General features: G+C 72.6%; 15 protein-coding genes and 3 tRNA genes. 12 read left to right on the top strand and 6 right to left on the bottom strand.

Features of this window, described 5'->3' with window-relative positions:
- Positions 1 to 130 precede the first annotated feature (130 nt).
- The 12 genes from rplS to Q7A36_RS12160 all read left to right on the top strand — a co-directional run bounded on the left by rplS (position 131) and on the right by Q7A36_RS12160 (position 9,888).
- Positions 131 to 541: a 50S ribosomal protein L19 gene (gene rplS, locus Q7A36_RS12215; RefSeq protein WP_305103975.1), complete on the top strand. Its 411-nt coding sequence runs from the start codon at positions 131 to 133 to the stop codon at positions 539 to 541.
- Positions 542 to 598: 57 nt separating this feature from the next.
- Positions 599 to 2,029: a 3-isopropylmalate dehydratase large subunit gene (leuC, locus tag Q7A36_RS12210; RefSeq protein WP_305103974.1), complete on the top strand. Its 1,431-nt coding sequence runs from the start codon at positions 599 to 601 to the stop codon at positions 2,027 to 2,029.
- On the top strand, positions 2,029 to 2,646 hold the full coding sequence (gene leuD / locus Q7A36_RS12205; protein WP_305103973.1) for a 3-isopropylmalate dehydratase small subunit: 618 nt from the start codon (positions 2,029 to 2,031) through the stop codon (positions 2,644 to 2,646). Before leuC ends, leuD begins: the two co-directional genes overlap by 1 nt.
- Before the next feature lie 43 nt (positions 2,647 to 2,689).
- Positions 2,690 to 3,805 (top strand): 3-isopropylmalate dehydrogenase, encoded by a 1,116-nt coding sequence (gene leuB / locus Q7A36_RS12200; RefSeq protein WP_305103972.1) that lies wholly within the window; start codon positions 2,690 to 2,692, stop codon positions 3,803 to 3,805.
- Positions 3,806 to 3,915: 110 nt separating this feature from the next.
- Positions 3,916 to 3,992: transfer RNA gene (locus Q7A36_RS12195), tRNA-Arg, on the top strand.
- Positions 3,993 to 4,020: 28 nt separating this feature from the next.
- Positions 4,021 to 4,097, top strand: a tRNA-Arg gene (locus tag Q7A36_RS12190).
- A 48-nt stretch (positions 4,098 to 4,145) separates the two neighbouring features.
- A tRNA-Arg gene (locus Q7A36_RS12185) sits at positions 4,146 to 4,222 on the top strand.
- Positions 4,223 to 4,681: 459 nt separating this feature from the next.
- Positions 4,682 to 6,877, top strand: coding sequence for a TonB-dependent siderophore receptor (locus Q7A36_RS12180; RefSeq protein ID WP_305103971.1), 2,196 nt, complete (start codon positions 4,682 to 4,684; stop codon positions 6,875 to 6,877).
- A gap of 5 nt (positions 6,878 to 6,882) precedes the next feature.
- The gene (locus tag Q7A36_RS12175; RefSeq protein ID WP_305104133.1) at positions 6,883 to 7,179 is read left to right on the top strand and encodes a DUF3649 domain-containing protein; all 297 of its coding nucleotides are present in this window, start codon (positions 6,883 to 6,885) and stop codon (positions 7,177 to 7,179) included.
- Complete coding sequence (locus Q7A36_RS12170; protein WP_305103970.1) at positions 7,176 to 8,723, top strand: PepSY-associated TM helix domain-containing protein; 1,548 nt, start codon at positions 7,176 to 7,178, stop codon at positions 8,721 to 8,723. Before Q7A36_RS12175 ends, Q7A36_RS12170 begins: the two co-directional genes overlap by 4 nt.
- A complete protein-coding gene (locus Q7A36_RS12165) occupies positions 8,723 to 9,055 on the top strand; it encodes a DUF3325 domain-containing protein (RefSeq protein ID WP_305103969.1) in 333 nt (110 codons plus the stop codon). The genes Q7A36_RS12170 and Q7A36_RS12165 overlap by 1 nt, the downstream gene beginning before the upstream one ends.
- A gap of 161 nt (positions 9,056 to 9,216) precedes the next feature.
- Complete coding sequence (locus Q7A36_RS12160) at positions 9,217 to 9,888, top strand: DUF4198 domain-containing protein (protein ID WP_305103968.1); 672 nt, start codon at positions 9,217 to 9,219, stop codon at positions 9,886 to 9,888.
- A gap of 215 nt (positions 9,889 to 10,103) precedes the next feature.
- On the opposite strand, the gene Q7A36_RS12155 is transcribed toward Q7A36_RS12160, so the two are convergent.
- The 6 genes from Q7A36_RS12155 to Q7A36_RS12130 all read right to left on the bottom strand — a co-directional run bounded on the left by Q7A36_RS12155 (position 10,104) and on the right by Q7A36_RS12130 (position 13,964).
- Positions 10,104 to 11,051: an ABC transporter ATP-binding protein gene (locus Q7A36_RS12155; RefSeq protein ID WP_305103967.1), complete on the bottom strand. Its 948-nt coding sequence runs from the start codon at positions 11,049 to 11,051 to the stop codon at positions 10,104 to 10,106.
- Positions 11,048 to 11,695 (bottom strand): ABC transporter permease, encoded by a 648-nt coding sequence (locus Q7A36_RS12150; RefSeq protein WP_305103966.1) that lies wholly within the window; start codon positions 11,693 to 11,695, stop codon positions 11,048 to 11,050. Before Q7A36_RS12150 ends, Q7A36_RS12155 begins: the two co-directional genes overlap by 4 nt.
- Positions 11,695 to 12,312, bottom strand: a complete 618-nt coding sequence (locus Q7A36_RS12145; RefSeq protein WP_305103965.1) for an ABC transporter permease — start codon at positions 12,310 to 12,312, stop codon at positions 11,695 to 11,697. The genes Q7A36_RS12150 and Q7A36_RS12145 overlap by 1 nt, the downstream gene beginning before the upstream one ends.
- Positions 12,312 to 13,190: a glycine betaine ABC transporter substrate-binding protein gene (locus Q7A36_RS12140; RefSeq protein WP_305103964.1), complete on the bottom strand. Its 879-nt coding sequence runs from the start codon at positions 13,188 to 13,190 to the stop codon at positions 12,312 to 12,314. The genes Q7A36_RS12145 and Q7A36_RS12140 overlap by 1 nt, the downstream gene beginning before the upstream one ends.
- An 82-nt stretch (positions 13,191 to 13,272) precedes the next feature.
- Positions 13,273 to 13,707 carry a type II toxin-antitoxin system VapC family toxin gene (locus Q7A36_RS12135; RefSeq protein ID WP_305103963.1) on the bottom strand — a complete coding sequence of 145 codons (435 nt, stop codon included), beginning with the start codon at positions 13,705 to 13,707 and terminating at the stop codon, positions 13,273 to 13,275.
- Positions 13,704 to 13,964, bottom strand: coding sequence for a type II toxin-antitoxin system Phd/YefM family antitoxin (locus Q7A36_RS12130; RefSeq protein ID WP_305103962.1), 261 nt, complete (start codon positions 13,962 to 13,964; stop codon positions 13,704 to 13,706). The genes Q7A36_RS12135 and Q7A36_RS12130 overlap by 4 nt, the downstream gene beginning before the upstream one ends.
- Between the last annotated feature and the right edge of the window lie 198 nt (positions 13,965 to 14,162).

Raw genomic sequence — 14,162 nt, 5'->3', positions numbered from 1 at the left:
AATCAATGCGCCGGCCGGGACCGGGCGCCTTCGGCGCCCTGCGTCACGGCGAACCCACAGGATGCCGCGGCGGCGCCGGCCATGGACGGCCGCCCGGCCGCCGCCTAGAAATCAAGGAAAGGACCAGACCATGAACCTGCTGCAGCAGTTCGAGGCGGAGCAGAAGTCCCGCCTCCTCGCCGCCCGCGCCGTGCCGGAATTCGGCCCCGGCGACACCGTCCGCGTGATGGTGAAGGTGGTCGAGGGCGAGCGCACCCGCACCCAGGCCTATGAGGGCGTGGTGATCGCGCGCTCCAACCGCGGGCTGAACAGCAACTTCACCGTCCGCAAGCTCTCCTATGGCGAGGGCGTGGAGCGCGTCTTCCCGCTCTACTCCCCCTCCATCGCCGAGATCGCGGTGGTCCGCCGCGGCAAGGTCCGCCGCGCGAAGCTCTATTACCTCCGCGGCCGCACCGGCAAGTCCGCCCGCATCCAGGAGCGGACGGTGAACCGCGAGGCGCCCGAGGCCGCCAAGCCGGCCGCCGAGCAGCCGCAGGCGTAACGCGTCATCGCCCCGCGCAATACGGCGCGGGGCGCACGAACCAAGGTGGGATATCGCATGTCAGGGCAGAAGCCGCGCACGCTTTTCGACAAGATCTGGGACGCCCATGTGGTGGAGACCCTCCCGGACGGCACGGCGCTTCTCTACATCGACCTCCACCTTACGCATGAGGTCACGACGCCGCAGGCCTTCGACGGGCTGCGGCAGGCCGGCCGCAAGCTCCGCCGTCCCGACCTGACCCTCGGCGTCATCGACCACAACATCGCAACCGATGCCAGCCGCTACACCGGGATCGTCGATCCCGAGAGCCGCCTGCAGGTCGAGACGCTGGAGCGGAACGCCGCCGAGTTCGGCATGCCGCTGATCCCGCTGCTCGACAACCGGCAGGGCATCGTGCACGTCATCGGGCCGGAGCTCGGGCGCAGCCTGCCCGGCATGACGATTGTCTGCGGCGACAGCCATACCAGCACGCATGGCGCCATGGGCGCGCTCGCCTTCGGCATCGGCACCTCGGAGGTCGAGCATGTGCTCGCCACCCAGACGCTGCTGCAGAAGCCGGCGAAGAACATGCAGGTCCTGGTCGAGGGCACGCTGCCCGTCGGCTGCACCGCCAAGGACATCACGCTGGCGATCATCGGGAAGATCGGCACCGCCGGTGGCACCGGCCATGTCATCGAATATGCCGGCGACACCATCCGCGCCCTCGACATGGCCGGGCGCATGACGCTCTGCAACATGTCGATCGAGGGCGGCGCCCGCGCCGGCATGGTGGCGCCGGACGAGACCACCTTCGCCTATGTGCGGGGCCGCCCCTTCGCGCCGAAGGGCGAGGCGCTGGAGCGCGCCATCGAATACTGGCGGACGCTGCCGACCGACCCCGGCGCGCATTTCGACACCGTGGTGAGGCTGGCGGCGCAGGACATCGCGCCGCAGGTCACCTGGGGCACCAGCCCGGAGGACGTGCTGCCCATCACCGGCATCGTCCCGGACCCCGAGGCGGCGACGGACGAGGCGCGGCGCGAGCAGATGCGCCGGAAGCTCCAGTACATGGGCGTCGAGGCCGGGCAGCGCCTGCAGGACCTTCGGATCGACGTCGCCTTCATCGGCTCCTGCACCAATAGCCGGATCGAGGATATCCGCGCCGCCGCCGCCATCGCGCGCGGCCGCCGCGTGGCGGATGGCGTGCGCGCCATGGTCGTCCCCGGCTCGGGCCTCGTGAAGGCGCAGGCCGAGGAGGAGGGGCTGGACCGCATCCTGACCGAGGCCGGCTTCGAGTGGCGCGAGGCGGGCTGCTCCATGTGCCTCGGCATGAATCCGGACAAGCTGACGCCCGGCCAGCGCTGCGCCAGCACCAGCAACCGCAACTTCGAGGGCCGCCAGGGCCCCGGCGGCCGCACCCATCTGCTCTCGCCCGCCATGGCCGCGGCGGCCGCCATCGCCGGTCATCTGGCCGATGTCCGTGACTTCCAGCCGAAGGGGAACGTCTAATGCAGGCCTTCACCAAGCTGACCGGCATCGCCGCGCCGATGCCGAAGGCCAACGTGGACACCGACCAGATCATCCCGGCGCGGTTCCTCAAATCCATCAGCCGCACCGGCTTCGGCAAGAACCTCTTCGCCAACTTCCGCTACCGGGAGGACGGGTCGGAGAATCCCGACTTCGTCCTGAACCAGGAGCCCTATCGGAAGGCCGAGATCCTCATTGCTTTCGAGAATTTCGGCTGTGGTTCGAGTCGTGAGCACGCGCCCTGGGCGCTGCTCGACTTCGGGATCCGCTGCGTCATCGCCCCCGACTTCGCCGACATCTTCCACAACAACAGCTTCAAGAACGGCGTCCTGCCGGTGCGGCTGCCGCGGGAGGTCTGCGAGCAACTGATCGAGGATGCGCGGATGGGCGGCAATGCCCGCATCACCGTCGATCTCGAGCGCGATGTGGTGGTGCGGCCGAACGGGGAGGAGATCCCGTTCAGGATCGACCCGCTGCGCCGCCACCTGCTGCTGAACGGCCTCGACGATATTGGCCAGACCTTGCAGCACGCGCCGGCGATCGACGGCTACGAGGCGAAGCAGAAGGCATCGCAGCCCTGGCTCGGCGCCGCCGCCTGATCTGACCAAGCCCGCCCGGCGCCGGGCGGCGAGAGGATACGTCATGCCTGCCAACAAGAAGCTCCTCGTCCTGCCCGGTGACGGCATCGGGCCGGAGGTGATGGGCGAGGTCCGCCGCGTCATCGACTGGATGGCGCATCGCCGCAGCCTCTCCTTCGAGATCGACGAAGGCCTGGTTGGCGGCGCCGCCATCGATGCCCTCGGCTCGCCCTGCCCGGACGAGACGGTGGCGAAGGCGAAGTCGGCGGATGCCGTGCTCTTCGGCAGCGTCGGCGGCCCGAAATGGGACAGCCTGCCCTTCGAGCAGCGGCCGGAACTCGGCATCCTCCGGCTGCGCAAGGATCTCGGCCTCTTCGCCAATCTCCGTCCCGCCGTCGTGCTGGACCCGCTGGTCGAGGCCTCCTCCCTCAAGGCCGATGTCGTCCGCGGCGTCGACATCATGGTGGTGCGGGAGACGGTGGGCGGCGTCTATTTCGGCGAGCCGCGCGGCGTGGAGAAGCTGCCGGACGGCCGCCGCCGCGGCTTCGACACCCAGGTCTATGTCGAGGACGAGATCGCCCGCGTCGCCCGCGTCGCCTTCGACCTCGCGCGCAAGCGCCGCAACAAGGTGACGAGCGTCGAGAAGGCGAACGTCATGCAGTCCGGCCGTCTCTGGCGCGCCGTGGTCGGCGAGGTGCAGAAGGCCGAATACCCGGACGTGCAGCTCGAGAACATGTATGCCGACAACTGCGCCATGCAGCTCTGCTCGCGGCCAAAGCAGTTCGACGTCATCCTCGGCGACAACCTCTTCGGCGACGTGCTCTCGGACCTCGCGGCGGCGCTGACGGGCTCGCTCGGCATGCTGCCCTCGGCGACGCTCGGCGCGGTGGACCCCACCACCGGCAAGCGGCACGCGCTCTACGAGCCGATCCACGGCTCGGCCCCCGACATCGCCGGCAAGGGCGTCGCCAATCCCTGCGCCCAGATGCTCTCCTTCGCCATGCTGCTGCGCTGGAGCTTCGGGCTCGAGGAGGATGCGCGGCTGCTCGAGACGGCGATCGAGAAGGTGCTGGCCGGCGGCCTGCGCACGGCCGACATCATGCAGGCCGGCATGGCCCGCGTCGGCACCTCCGTCATGGGCGAGGCCGTGGTGCGGGAGCTCGACAAGCTCGCGGCCTGAGCCGCGTCGCCGGCGCGCCGCAACGCGCCGGGCCATCGGGGCGAGGGAAGGGGGTTGCGCCGCCGGGCCGCCTCCGCTATCTCGCCCCACCTCGCCGCAAGGCGGAATGCGCGCCCGTAGCTCAGCTGGATAGAGCACCAGACTACGAATCTGGGGGTCAGGAGTTCGAATCTCTTCGGGCGCGCCATTTCGCTTCTTGTTCGGTCCTGGTCCAGGCGCCCGTAGCTCAGCTGGATAGAGCACCAGACTACGAATCTGGGGGTCAGGAGTTCGAATCTCTTCGGGCGCGCCAGCCGGACCGGTTTCCTTCCCCCGCCCTTCGGCCTAGCCTCCCGGCGCGGCGCCCGTAGCTCAACCGGATAGAGCACCAGACTTCGGATCTGGGGGTTAGGGGTTCAAATCCTCTCGGGCGCGCCAGCCTCGCCCCCGTCGTCCGCGGAGGCCGCGGACGGACAGGCCCGGCGGCCTGGCGCTGCCCTGAGACTCATTGCCCTCGAGCCTCCTCACGCGGCACGGTCGGCCTCGGGATATCCGGGGCCCCGTGGGCCGCGCCATGCCCCGCAGGCTTGGCGTCGCCGCATGCCGCGACCCGGCCTCGGCCCGCCCGGATCGCCCGCGGGCGCGACCGTCCGGAGGCGGGCCTCCGTTCCCGAAAGCAGGGCACTGCGGCCATGCCGCCGGCGGTTCGCGCAGGCGCCGCCCCCCGCGCCGGCGGAGGGCTGGCCACCGCCGTGCCGCCCCACAACCCTGGATGGCGAAATTCAACCACGGCCATCTGCACATACCCTCTTGCTGATAATGCGAATCAATTGCAATTGGTTCGTATCGGGTCCGGATGGCGGCCCGGTCACGATGGGGCAAGGCGGGGCAGGGTCGATGCGGCGTTTCCGGGACATCCATCATGCGCGGTGGTCGCCGCTGCTGCTCGCGGCGCTCGCCGCGGCGCCGGGCTGGGGCGCCGGCACGGCCCTGGCGCAGGCCTCGCCGGAGGTGCCGCCCGGCCAGGGCGCCGGGACCATCCGGCTGCCGGAACTCAGCGTCGAGGGCCGCGGCGAGACCGCCTTCGGTCCCGTGAGCGGCTATGTCGCCGAACGCAGCGCCAGCGGCACCAAGACCGATACGCCGCTGATCCTGACGCCGCAGAACGTCACCGTCGTCACGCGGGACCAGATGGAGGCGCAGAACGCCCGCAACCTCGGCGATGCGCTGCGCTACACCGCCGGCGGCCAGGGCATCCTCTCCGACTTCCGCGGCGAATACGGCACGGTCCGCGGCTTCACCCCGGACATCTACCTGGACGGGCTGCGGGTGCCGGTGCCGGTCACCGCCCACAGCTTCCGTATCGAGCCCTGGGGCATGGAGCGCGTGGAGCTGCTGCGCGGGGCCAATTCAGGCCTCTACGGCCAGGGCAATCTCGGCGGCATCATCAACGCCATCAGCAAGGCGCCCTATCCCGGCCAGGTCAACGAGGTGGCGATCCAGGGCGGCAGCTTCGGCCGCATCCAGGGCATGTTCGATGTCGGCGGCGCGCTCGGCACGGACCAGTCCCTGCTCTGGCGCTTCAACGGCCTGGTCCGCGATTCGGACGCCTATGTGGATGGCGGCCGCGACAACCGCATCTACCTCGCGCCCTCGCTGACCTGGCGGCCGACCGGCGATACCAGCATCACCCTGCTGGCCAGCTACATGCGCGACGACGACGGCATCACCGGCCAATGGCTGCCCGCGGCCGGCACCGTGCTGCCCAACCGCAACGGCACCATCCCGCGCAGCCGCGCGACCGGCGAGCCGGGCTGGGACCGCTACCATCGCAGCCAGTACGCCATCGGCGCCCGCATCGAGCACCGGCTGACGGAGGATTGGACGCTGCGCTCCAACTTCCGCGCCACCTATCACGAAATGGACTATGCCTCCATCTACGCGAACGGCTTCAGCCCCGCGAGCCAGCAGCGCATCCTGGGCCGCGTCGCATCCTACCAGAACCCGACCTATCGCGGCTTCGCCATCGACAACCAGGCGGAAGGCCACGTCACCACCGGCCCGTTGGAGCACAGGTTGCTGGGCGGGCTGGATTACCGGGTGCTGGGCCTGAATGCGCGGACCCATGCGGCGGCGGCCGGATCGCTGGACGTCTTCGCCCCAGCCTACGGCTATACCCCGGGCACCCTGCCGCTCACCGCCTCCACCGACCAGACGCAGCAACAGGTCGGGCTGTACCTGCAGGACCAGATCCGCTGGGACCGCTGGTACCTGACCCTGACCGGGCGGCAGGATTTCGCCGACACCGCGACCCGCAACAACCGCACCGCCGCCAATACCAGCCAGCGGGACACCCACTTCACCGGCCGCGCGGCGCTGCTCTACGCCTTCGATGCCGGCATCTCGCCCTATGTCTCCTACGCCACCTCCTTCCTGCCGAATCTCGGCACCATGAACCCGGCGCGCGGCGGCGGCACCTACGTCCCCACCACCGGCGAGCAGTACGAGGCCGGCATCAAGTACCAGCCGCCGGGCCAGTCCAGCCTCTACTCCGCCACCCTCTTCCAGCTCACCCAGCAGAACGTGCTGACGCCGGACCCGACCAACACCACCTACAGCATCCAGACCGGCGAGGTGCGGGTGCGGGGGCTGGAGCTGGAGGCGCGCCTCGCCCTCACCGCGCGGCTCAACCTCCTCGCGGCCTGGACGGCGCAGGACCCGGAGGTGACGAAGACCACCATCGCCAGCACTCTCGGCATGCGTCCGGCCGCCATCCCCTCCCAGACCGGCGCGCTCTGGGCGGATTACACCATCCCGGTGACCGAGGACCTGCGCATCACCCTCGGCGGCGGCCTGCGCTACTACGGCAATACCACCGGCAATGGCAGCCCGGGGCCGACCTCTCCGCAGTTCAACGTGCCGAGCGTGACGCTGGTGGACGCGCTGGCGCGGGCGGATTGGCGGCAGTGGCGGCTGGCGGTGAACCTCAGCAATCTCGGCGACGAGAAATACGTCTCCGCCTGCTACACCCTCGCTTCCTGCAGCTACGGCGTCGGCCGTGCCGCCTATGCGACGCTGAGCTACCGGTGGTGAGCGCGATGCGCCGGGGCTGGCAGCGGCTATGCGGGTGGCGTTGGCCGGGCCTCGTCTCCCGCCTGGTCGCCGCCGTGCTGGGCGGCTACGCGATGGGCGCGCTGGTCTCCCTCGCCGCCGCCCTGCTGCTGCCGCTCGTCCGGTCCGAGGCGGTGGTGACCGGCATGATGCTGAGCATCCTCGCCTATGCCGGCGTCGTCCTCTGGGTCTTCGCCGCGCGCAGCGCCTGGCGCGCCTGGGCCGGCCTGCTGCTGCCCGGCCTGCTGCTGGCGGCGGCCTGCTGGCTGGGGAGGGGCGCATGAGGCAGGGCTTCCGCCAGTGCATGGCCTGGCTGCACACCTGGGCCGGGCTGATCCCGGGCTGGATCCTCTTCGCCGTCTTCCTGACCGGCACCGCGGCCTATTACCGCGGCGAGATCTCCACCTGGATGCGCCCCGAGCTGCGCCTGACGGAGAACGGGCCGGACACCGCCGCCATGGCGATCCGGGAGCTGCAGCGGATAGCGCCCGGCGCCACCGGCTGGTTCATCGGCCTGCCGACCGAGAGCGACCCGCTGCTCCGCCTCTACTGGCGGCCGGCCGGCGAGCGGCGTTTCCGCGACGGCATCCTGGACCCGGCGACCGGCCGGGTGGCGCAAGCCGGCCGCAGCATGGGCGGCGAGTTCTTCTACCGCTTCCATTTCGAGTTGCACATGCCGCCGATCTGGGGGCGCTGGATCGTCTGCCTCTGCGCCATGGCGATGCTGGTGGCGATCCTCAGCGGCGTCATCACCCACCGGCGCATCTTCGCGGACTTCTTCACCTTCCGCCCCGGCAAGGCCGGGCACCGCTCCTGGCTCGACGCGCACAATGCGCTCGCGGTGCTGGCGCTGCCCTATCACCTGATGATCACCTATACCGGGCTGCTGACGCTGGTGGCCATGTTCATGCCCTGGGGCATGCAGGCGGCCTACAAGGGCGACCAGCAGGCCTTCTTCGCGGAGGCGCTCTCGATCGCCCCTACGCCCCGCCCCGCGGGCCAGGCGGCGCCGCTGACCGACATCGCGCCCCTGGTGGCGGAGGCGATGCGGCGCTGGCCGGAGGCGGGGGTGCGGCGCATCGGCATCGCCTTCCCGGGCGATGCCAATGCCACCGTCGTGCTCGGCCGCGGCGACCGGCATGAGCTGGCCATCCGGCGGCAGGAACTCGTCTTCTCCGGCACCGCGGGCGAGCTGCGCGGCGCGACGGGCATCACCCTGCCGGCGGCGCGGACCGTGGCCGTCGCCTTCGGCCTGCACTTCGCCCGGTTCGAGCTGCCCTTCCTGCATCTCCTCTTCTTCCTCTCGGGCCTCGCCGGCACGGCCATGGTCGGCACCGGGCTGGTGATGTGGGTGGCGAAGCGGGCGCCGAAGCGCGGGGAGGGGCGCCATGCCGGCCTGCGCCTGGCGGAGGCCCTGAACATGGGCACCGTCTTCGGCCTGCCGGTCGCGATGCTCGGCTTCTTCTGGGCCAACCGGCTGCTGCCGGCCATGCTGGACCAGCGGCCGGAATGGGAGATCCGGATCTTCTTCGCCCTTTGGCTCGCTGCCTACCTGCATGCGGCGCTGCGCCCGGGGCGGCGCGGCTGGGCGGAGCAGGCGGCGGCGGCGGCGCTGCTCGGCCTGCTGCTGCCGGTGCTGAACGGGCTGACCACGCGGCACCATCTGGGCGCCAGCCTGCCGGCCGGGGATTGGCTGATGGCCGGGATGGATCTCGGTTTCCTCGGCTTCGGCCTCGGCTTCGCGCTGGCCGCGCGCAGGCTGTGGCGGGCGCCGCGGCCGGCCGCGGCGGAGGCGCCGCCGGGCCGGTTGCGGGCGGAGGGCGCGTGATGATGGCCGCGCTCGCCTTCGGCCTGGCCTATCCCGGCTTCCTGCTGCTGTCGCTGGCCATGGACCGGCACCACCGGGATCTGCTGGGCGAGGCGCCGCCCTGGCCGCGCCGCCTCGCCTGCCGCCTGGGCGGGGCGGGGCTGCTCGGCCTCTCCGGCCTGCCCTGCCTTGCCGTCTGGGGCTGGTCGATCGGGCCGGTCGCCTGGTGCGGCGTGCTGACCCTCGCCGCCTCCGGGCTGGTGGCGCTGCTGGCCTTCGCGCCGCGCGCCGCGCTGATCCTCGCCATGCTGCTGCCGGCCGTCGGGGGCATCGCCTGGCTCGGCCTGCCGTGAGCCGGCCCACCCAAGCTGCACGGCGCGCCGATGACCGGAGGGCCGCATGGCCCGCAGGTCCGGATCGGCTCGCTCAAGCTGCAAGGCATGCCGATGACCGGAGGGCCGCATGGCCCGCAGATCCGGATCGGCCCACCCAACCCGCAAGGAACACTGCCGCCATGCTTCGATGGATGCCTTTCGCCGCGCTGCTCCTGGCCGCCGCCGCCCCTGCTGCCGCGCACCAACTCTGGCTGGAGCGGGAGGGCAGGACCGCCCGCGCCTATTTCGGCGAGCCGGTGGAGAACCTGCGGGAGACGACGGGCGGGCTGCTGGACCGGATCCCGGGCCCGCGGGCCTTCGCGGCCGATCCCGCCACGCCCCTGCCGCTGACCCGCGCGGCCGACCATTTCAGCATCGCGCTGCCCGCCGGCGCCGGCGATGTCCGGCTGGTGGAGGATGCCATCCCGCCGTTCGGCCGCGCCGGCGCCGAGGACCGGCTGAAGACAATCATGCTGGCCCGCGAGGGGAGGAGCGAGACGCAGCATCGCCTCGACCTCGAACTCGTGCCCGTCGCTGCCGGCAGCGACACCTTCACCCTGCTGCTGCGCGGCCGGCCGCTGCCGCGGGCGGAGGTCACCCTGGTCGCGCCGCCGCGCTGGGAGCGGAGGCTGCGCACCGATGCCGAGGGCCGGGTCCGCTTCGAGACACCCTGGGCCGGCCGCTACCTGGCCGAGGCGATCCACACCGAGAACACCCCGGGCGGTTCGGGCGATGGCGCCTATGCGCGCCTGCGCTTCGTCTCCACCCTGTCCTTCCTGGTCGAGCGGGGCATTCCCTGGACCGATCGCTGACGACGCCCGAGGCCGGCCCGCCGGCGGGCTGCGCAGGCCCGCCGTGCCGGTGGCCTCCAGGATGGGGCGTGGGCAGTGCCCGGGACGCCGGCCGGGCGCCCGGGCGCCGGCCGATCTGACAGGGTGCCGACGCCGGGGGGCCGGGAGGGGGTAGGGGCGCGACCGCCCGACGGCGGGTGGCCGCCCGGCCGGACCGCACGAGGCGGTCGGGGGCCTCAGCGTTGCCCGGGGGTGCCAGCGGCGTCCGGCCGCGACGCCGACAGCACATCCTCCAGCGCCACCGACCCGCCCTCCGCCAGCGGCACTGCCTGTGCGCCGCGCGCGAGCATGGCCGAGAGGGCGTCGCGCAGCGTGGCCTCGGGCGGCAGCGGCGTGCCCGTCGCCGCCGCCTCTTGCCGTGCCGCGCGCGCCGGGAGCAGCGCCAGGCGCTTCAGCGCCCGGTCGCTGCCGAGGAACTCCGCGACGAAGTCATCCGCCGGCCGCGCCAGCAAGGCCTCCGCCGGCCCGTGCTGCACGAGCCGCCCGTCGCGCAGCACGGCGACGGCATCGCCGAGGCGCACCGCCTCCTCCAGGTCGTGGGTGACGAGCAGCACCGTCTTGCGGAGCTGCTTCAGCAGCCGCAGCACCTCCTCCTGCAGCCGGGCGCGCACCACCGGGTCGACGGCGCCGAAGGGCTCGTCCATCAGCAGCACGGGCGGGTCGCCGGCCAGCGCCCGGGCCACGCCGACGCGCTGGCGCTCCCCGCCCGAGAGCTGGTGCGGCCGGCGGGCGGCGAAGCGGGCGGGATCGAGCCCGGTCAGCGCCAGCACTTCCTCGACCCGCGCCCGGATGCGCGCCTCCGGCCAGCCGAGCAGGCGGGGGACCGTCGCCACGTTCTCCGCGACGCTCCGGTGCGGGAAGAGCCCGACCTCCTGGATCACGTAGCCGATGCCGCGGCGGAGCGTGACCGGATCCCCGGCCAGCGCATCCTTCCCGGCGATGCGCAGCCGGCCGCCGCTCGGCTCGATCAGCCGGTTGACCATGCGGAGCGTCGTGCTCTTGCCCGAGCCGCTCGGCCCGATCAGGGCGCAGCTCGTCCCCTCCGGCACCGAGAGGCTGAGCCCCTCCACCGCCGCGCGGTCGGCGCCGGGCCAGCGCTTCGACAGCCCCTCCAGCTCGATCATGCGCCCCCCACCCGCGCCGCGAAGCGCCGTTCCAGCAGCCCGAAGGTTGCCTCCGTGGCCAGCGCCAGCAGGGCGATGGCCACGGCGCCGACCAGCATCCGCCCGGTATCCAGCAGCGCCAGCCCCTGCGTCACCAGGTCGCCGAGGCCGCCGCCGCCGATGAAGGTGGCGAGCGCCGCGGCCGAGACCACCTGCACCGCGGCGATCCGCAACCCGGCGAAGACCAGGGGTGCGGCCAGCGGCAACTCGACGCGCAGTGCCCGCTGCCAAGCCGTCATGCCGAGGCCGCGCGCCGCCTCGAGCGCCGCTGGGTCGGCGCCGCGCAGGCCCACCACCGTGTTCACCAGCACCGGCGGCAAGGCCAGCAGGACCAACGCCACGACAGAGGGCGTGAAGCCCACCCCCAGCAGCGGCAGCAGCGCCGCCAACACCGCGAGGCTCGGGATGGTGCGCAGCGCGCCGGCGCCGGCGATCGCCGCCTCCGCCAGCCGCGGCCGGTGCGCGACCAGGACGCCGAGCGGCAGGGCGATGGCGATGCCGATGGCGAGGCCGGTCAGCGAGAGCAGCAGGTGGTCCCCGACCGTCGCCAGGAAGGCCAGCGGGTTCGCCCCCAGCCAGCGCGCCGCGCCCGCGATCGCCTCCATCACGCGAGCTTCGGCAGGCGGCGCTGCACCGCGCCGAGCCCGGCATCGAGCAGCAGCGCCATGACGGCGACCAGCCCGGCCCCGACCAGGATTTTTTCGGTGTGCCCCTGGTCGAGCCCCGTCAGGATCAGCGTCCCGAGCCCGCCCGCGCTGATATAGGCGGCCACCGTCGCCGCCGAGACCAGCGTGACCGAGGCGACGCGCAAGCCCCCCAGCAGCGCCGGCAAGGCGAGCGGCAGCTCCACCCGCCAGAGCCGCTGCATCGGCGTCAGGCCCATGCCGTCCGCGGCCTCCCGCACCGAGGCCGGCACCGCGGCCAGCCCCGCCACCAGCGCCCGCAGCAGCACCGGCACGGCATAGGTGACGAGGGCCAGCAGCGCCGGCGCGAAGCCGAGGCCCAGCACCGGCACCAGCAGGGCGAACAGCGCCAGCGTCGGCAGGCTGTAGAGCACCGAGGCCGTCCCCAGCACCGCCGCCCGCAGCCCCGGCCGCCGCGCCACCACCAAGCCCAGTGGCACCGCCAGCAGCAGCGCGAGCGCGAGGGAGGCCAGCACGAGCTCCAGATGCACCACCACCGCCGCCGAGACCGTGTCGAGGTTCCGAAGCGTCCAGCGCATCAGCCGAGGCCGATCTCGCGCAGGAAGCGGGCGGCGACCTCGCGTGGCTCCTCCCCGTCCTGGTCCACTTGGCGGTTCAGCTCCTGCGCCGTCGCGTTGTCGAGCTTCGCGCCGATGCGCTCGATCGGCGCGCGCAGGCCCGGGAAGTCCCGCAGCGCCGCATCCCGCACCACGGCGGCGAGCTGGTAGGGCGGCCAGAGCCGCTTGTCGTCCCGCAGCACGACATAGCCGCCGACCGCGATCTGCCAGTCCGTGGCATAGGCGTTCACCACATCCGCCTGGCCGTGCTGGAGAGCGGCATAGCGCAGGCCGAGGGCGGCGAATTGCCGGAAGCGGCCGAATTGCATGCCATAGACGCGGCGGAGGCCGGGCAGGCCATCGGCGCGATCGGCGAACTCGTTGCCCGCGGCGAGGGTGAGCTGCGGCGCCGCGCGGGCGAGGTCCGAGAGCGTGGCGAGGCCGTGGCGCTGCGCCGTGCGCGGCAGGACCAGCATGGCATTGCCGTTGTCGATGCCGCTCGGGTCCAGCCAGGTGAGGCCGAGCGGCGCATAGCCGGCGCGCACCTTGGCCAGCACCTCCTCCGGCGTGCCCTCCGGCGGCTGCTTCAGCACCACGCCCAAACCTGTGCCCGTATATTCGGGATAGAGGTCGATATCGCCGCTGAGCAGCGCCTGCTGGGCGATGGCGGTGCCGCCGAGATTGACGCGCCGCTCCACCTGCGCCCCGGCGCGCTCCAGCCCCTGCGCGAAGAGCTCGGCGACCACGAGCTGTTCGGTGAAGTTCTTGGAGCCGACGCGCAGCCGCGGCGCCGCACGGGCGGGACGCGCGAGGAGGGCGGGCAGGGCGAGGAGGGCCCGGCGGGGGAGGGGGCTGCGCATCGGGCGAGCCTAGGACGGGTTCGGGCGGCGAGGGAACCGGGGCAGGCGCGATGGTGATGGAAGCCCGCGGCCGGGAAGCGGCCTAGGGTGCCGCGACGCCCGCGGGATCGAGCGCGAGGCCGAGCCGCGCGGCGGCCAGGGCCTGCCGCGCATCGAAGGTGAGCAGGGGCAGGCCGAGCCGCTGGCAGACGGCGAGATGCAGCGCATCCGGCGCGCGCAGGCCGAACTCGAAGCGCCGTACGAAGGCGGCGGCGACGCGGATATCGGCGGGATCGACGGCCAGCGGCGCGGCATTCGCGGCGACCCAGGCGTCGAACACGGCCAGCATCCGGCTGCCCTGATCGGGCGTCAGGTCGCGCATGCGGACGCGCCGGGCGGTGACGGCGGCGAACTCGGCTGCGGTGAAGTCGCCGATGCCGATGGCGGGGCACGCCCGGCGGAGATGGCTGCGGATCGCCGGGGTATGGGCATCGGGCATGAAGAGCGAGACGAGCGCGCTCGCGTCCAGGTAGGTCACGCCGCGCCGGGCGGTCCGCCACGGACGGCGTCCAGTTGCGCGACCGAGTCCTCCGCGGGCGGGGGCAGGTCGGCCAGTTGGCGTTCGAGCCAGTCGATCGACTCCGCGTTTACCCGCCGGTCGCCGGCGGTCGGGATCGGTCGGAGTTCCACCACCGGGCGGCCATGACGGGTGATGGTCACGGACTCGCCGCGCTCGGACGCGTCGAGCAGGGCCGGCAGGCGGTCCTGGGCGTCGGTGGCGGTGTAGGTGGGCATCGTGGCTCCTGTCGGGCCGGGAGCAGTAGTGTACCGCAATGCTCTGTTGTCGTCACCGATCTGGTGCGTGGGTGCCTGCGGGTGAACGAGTGGGAGCCGGACATGGTGGCGCGGGCGCAGGTGGGGCCGGGCGGGGCGGCGTGAGGCGGAAAGGTTGGCAATGTGCACTCGGTGGCGAGCGGTTGACCTTCGACCGTG

The organism is Paracraurococcus lichenis, from assembly GCF_030657435.1.
GTDB lineage: Bacteria > Pseudomonadota > Alphaproteobacteria > Acetobacterales > Acetobacteraceae > Paracraurococcus > Paracraurococcus lichenis.
Note: the sequence above shows the minus strand (reverse complement) of the source record. Positions and strands in the feature narration are given on the sequence as shown.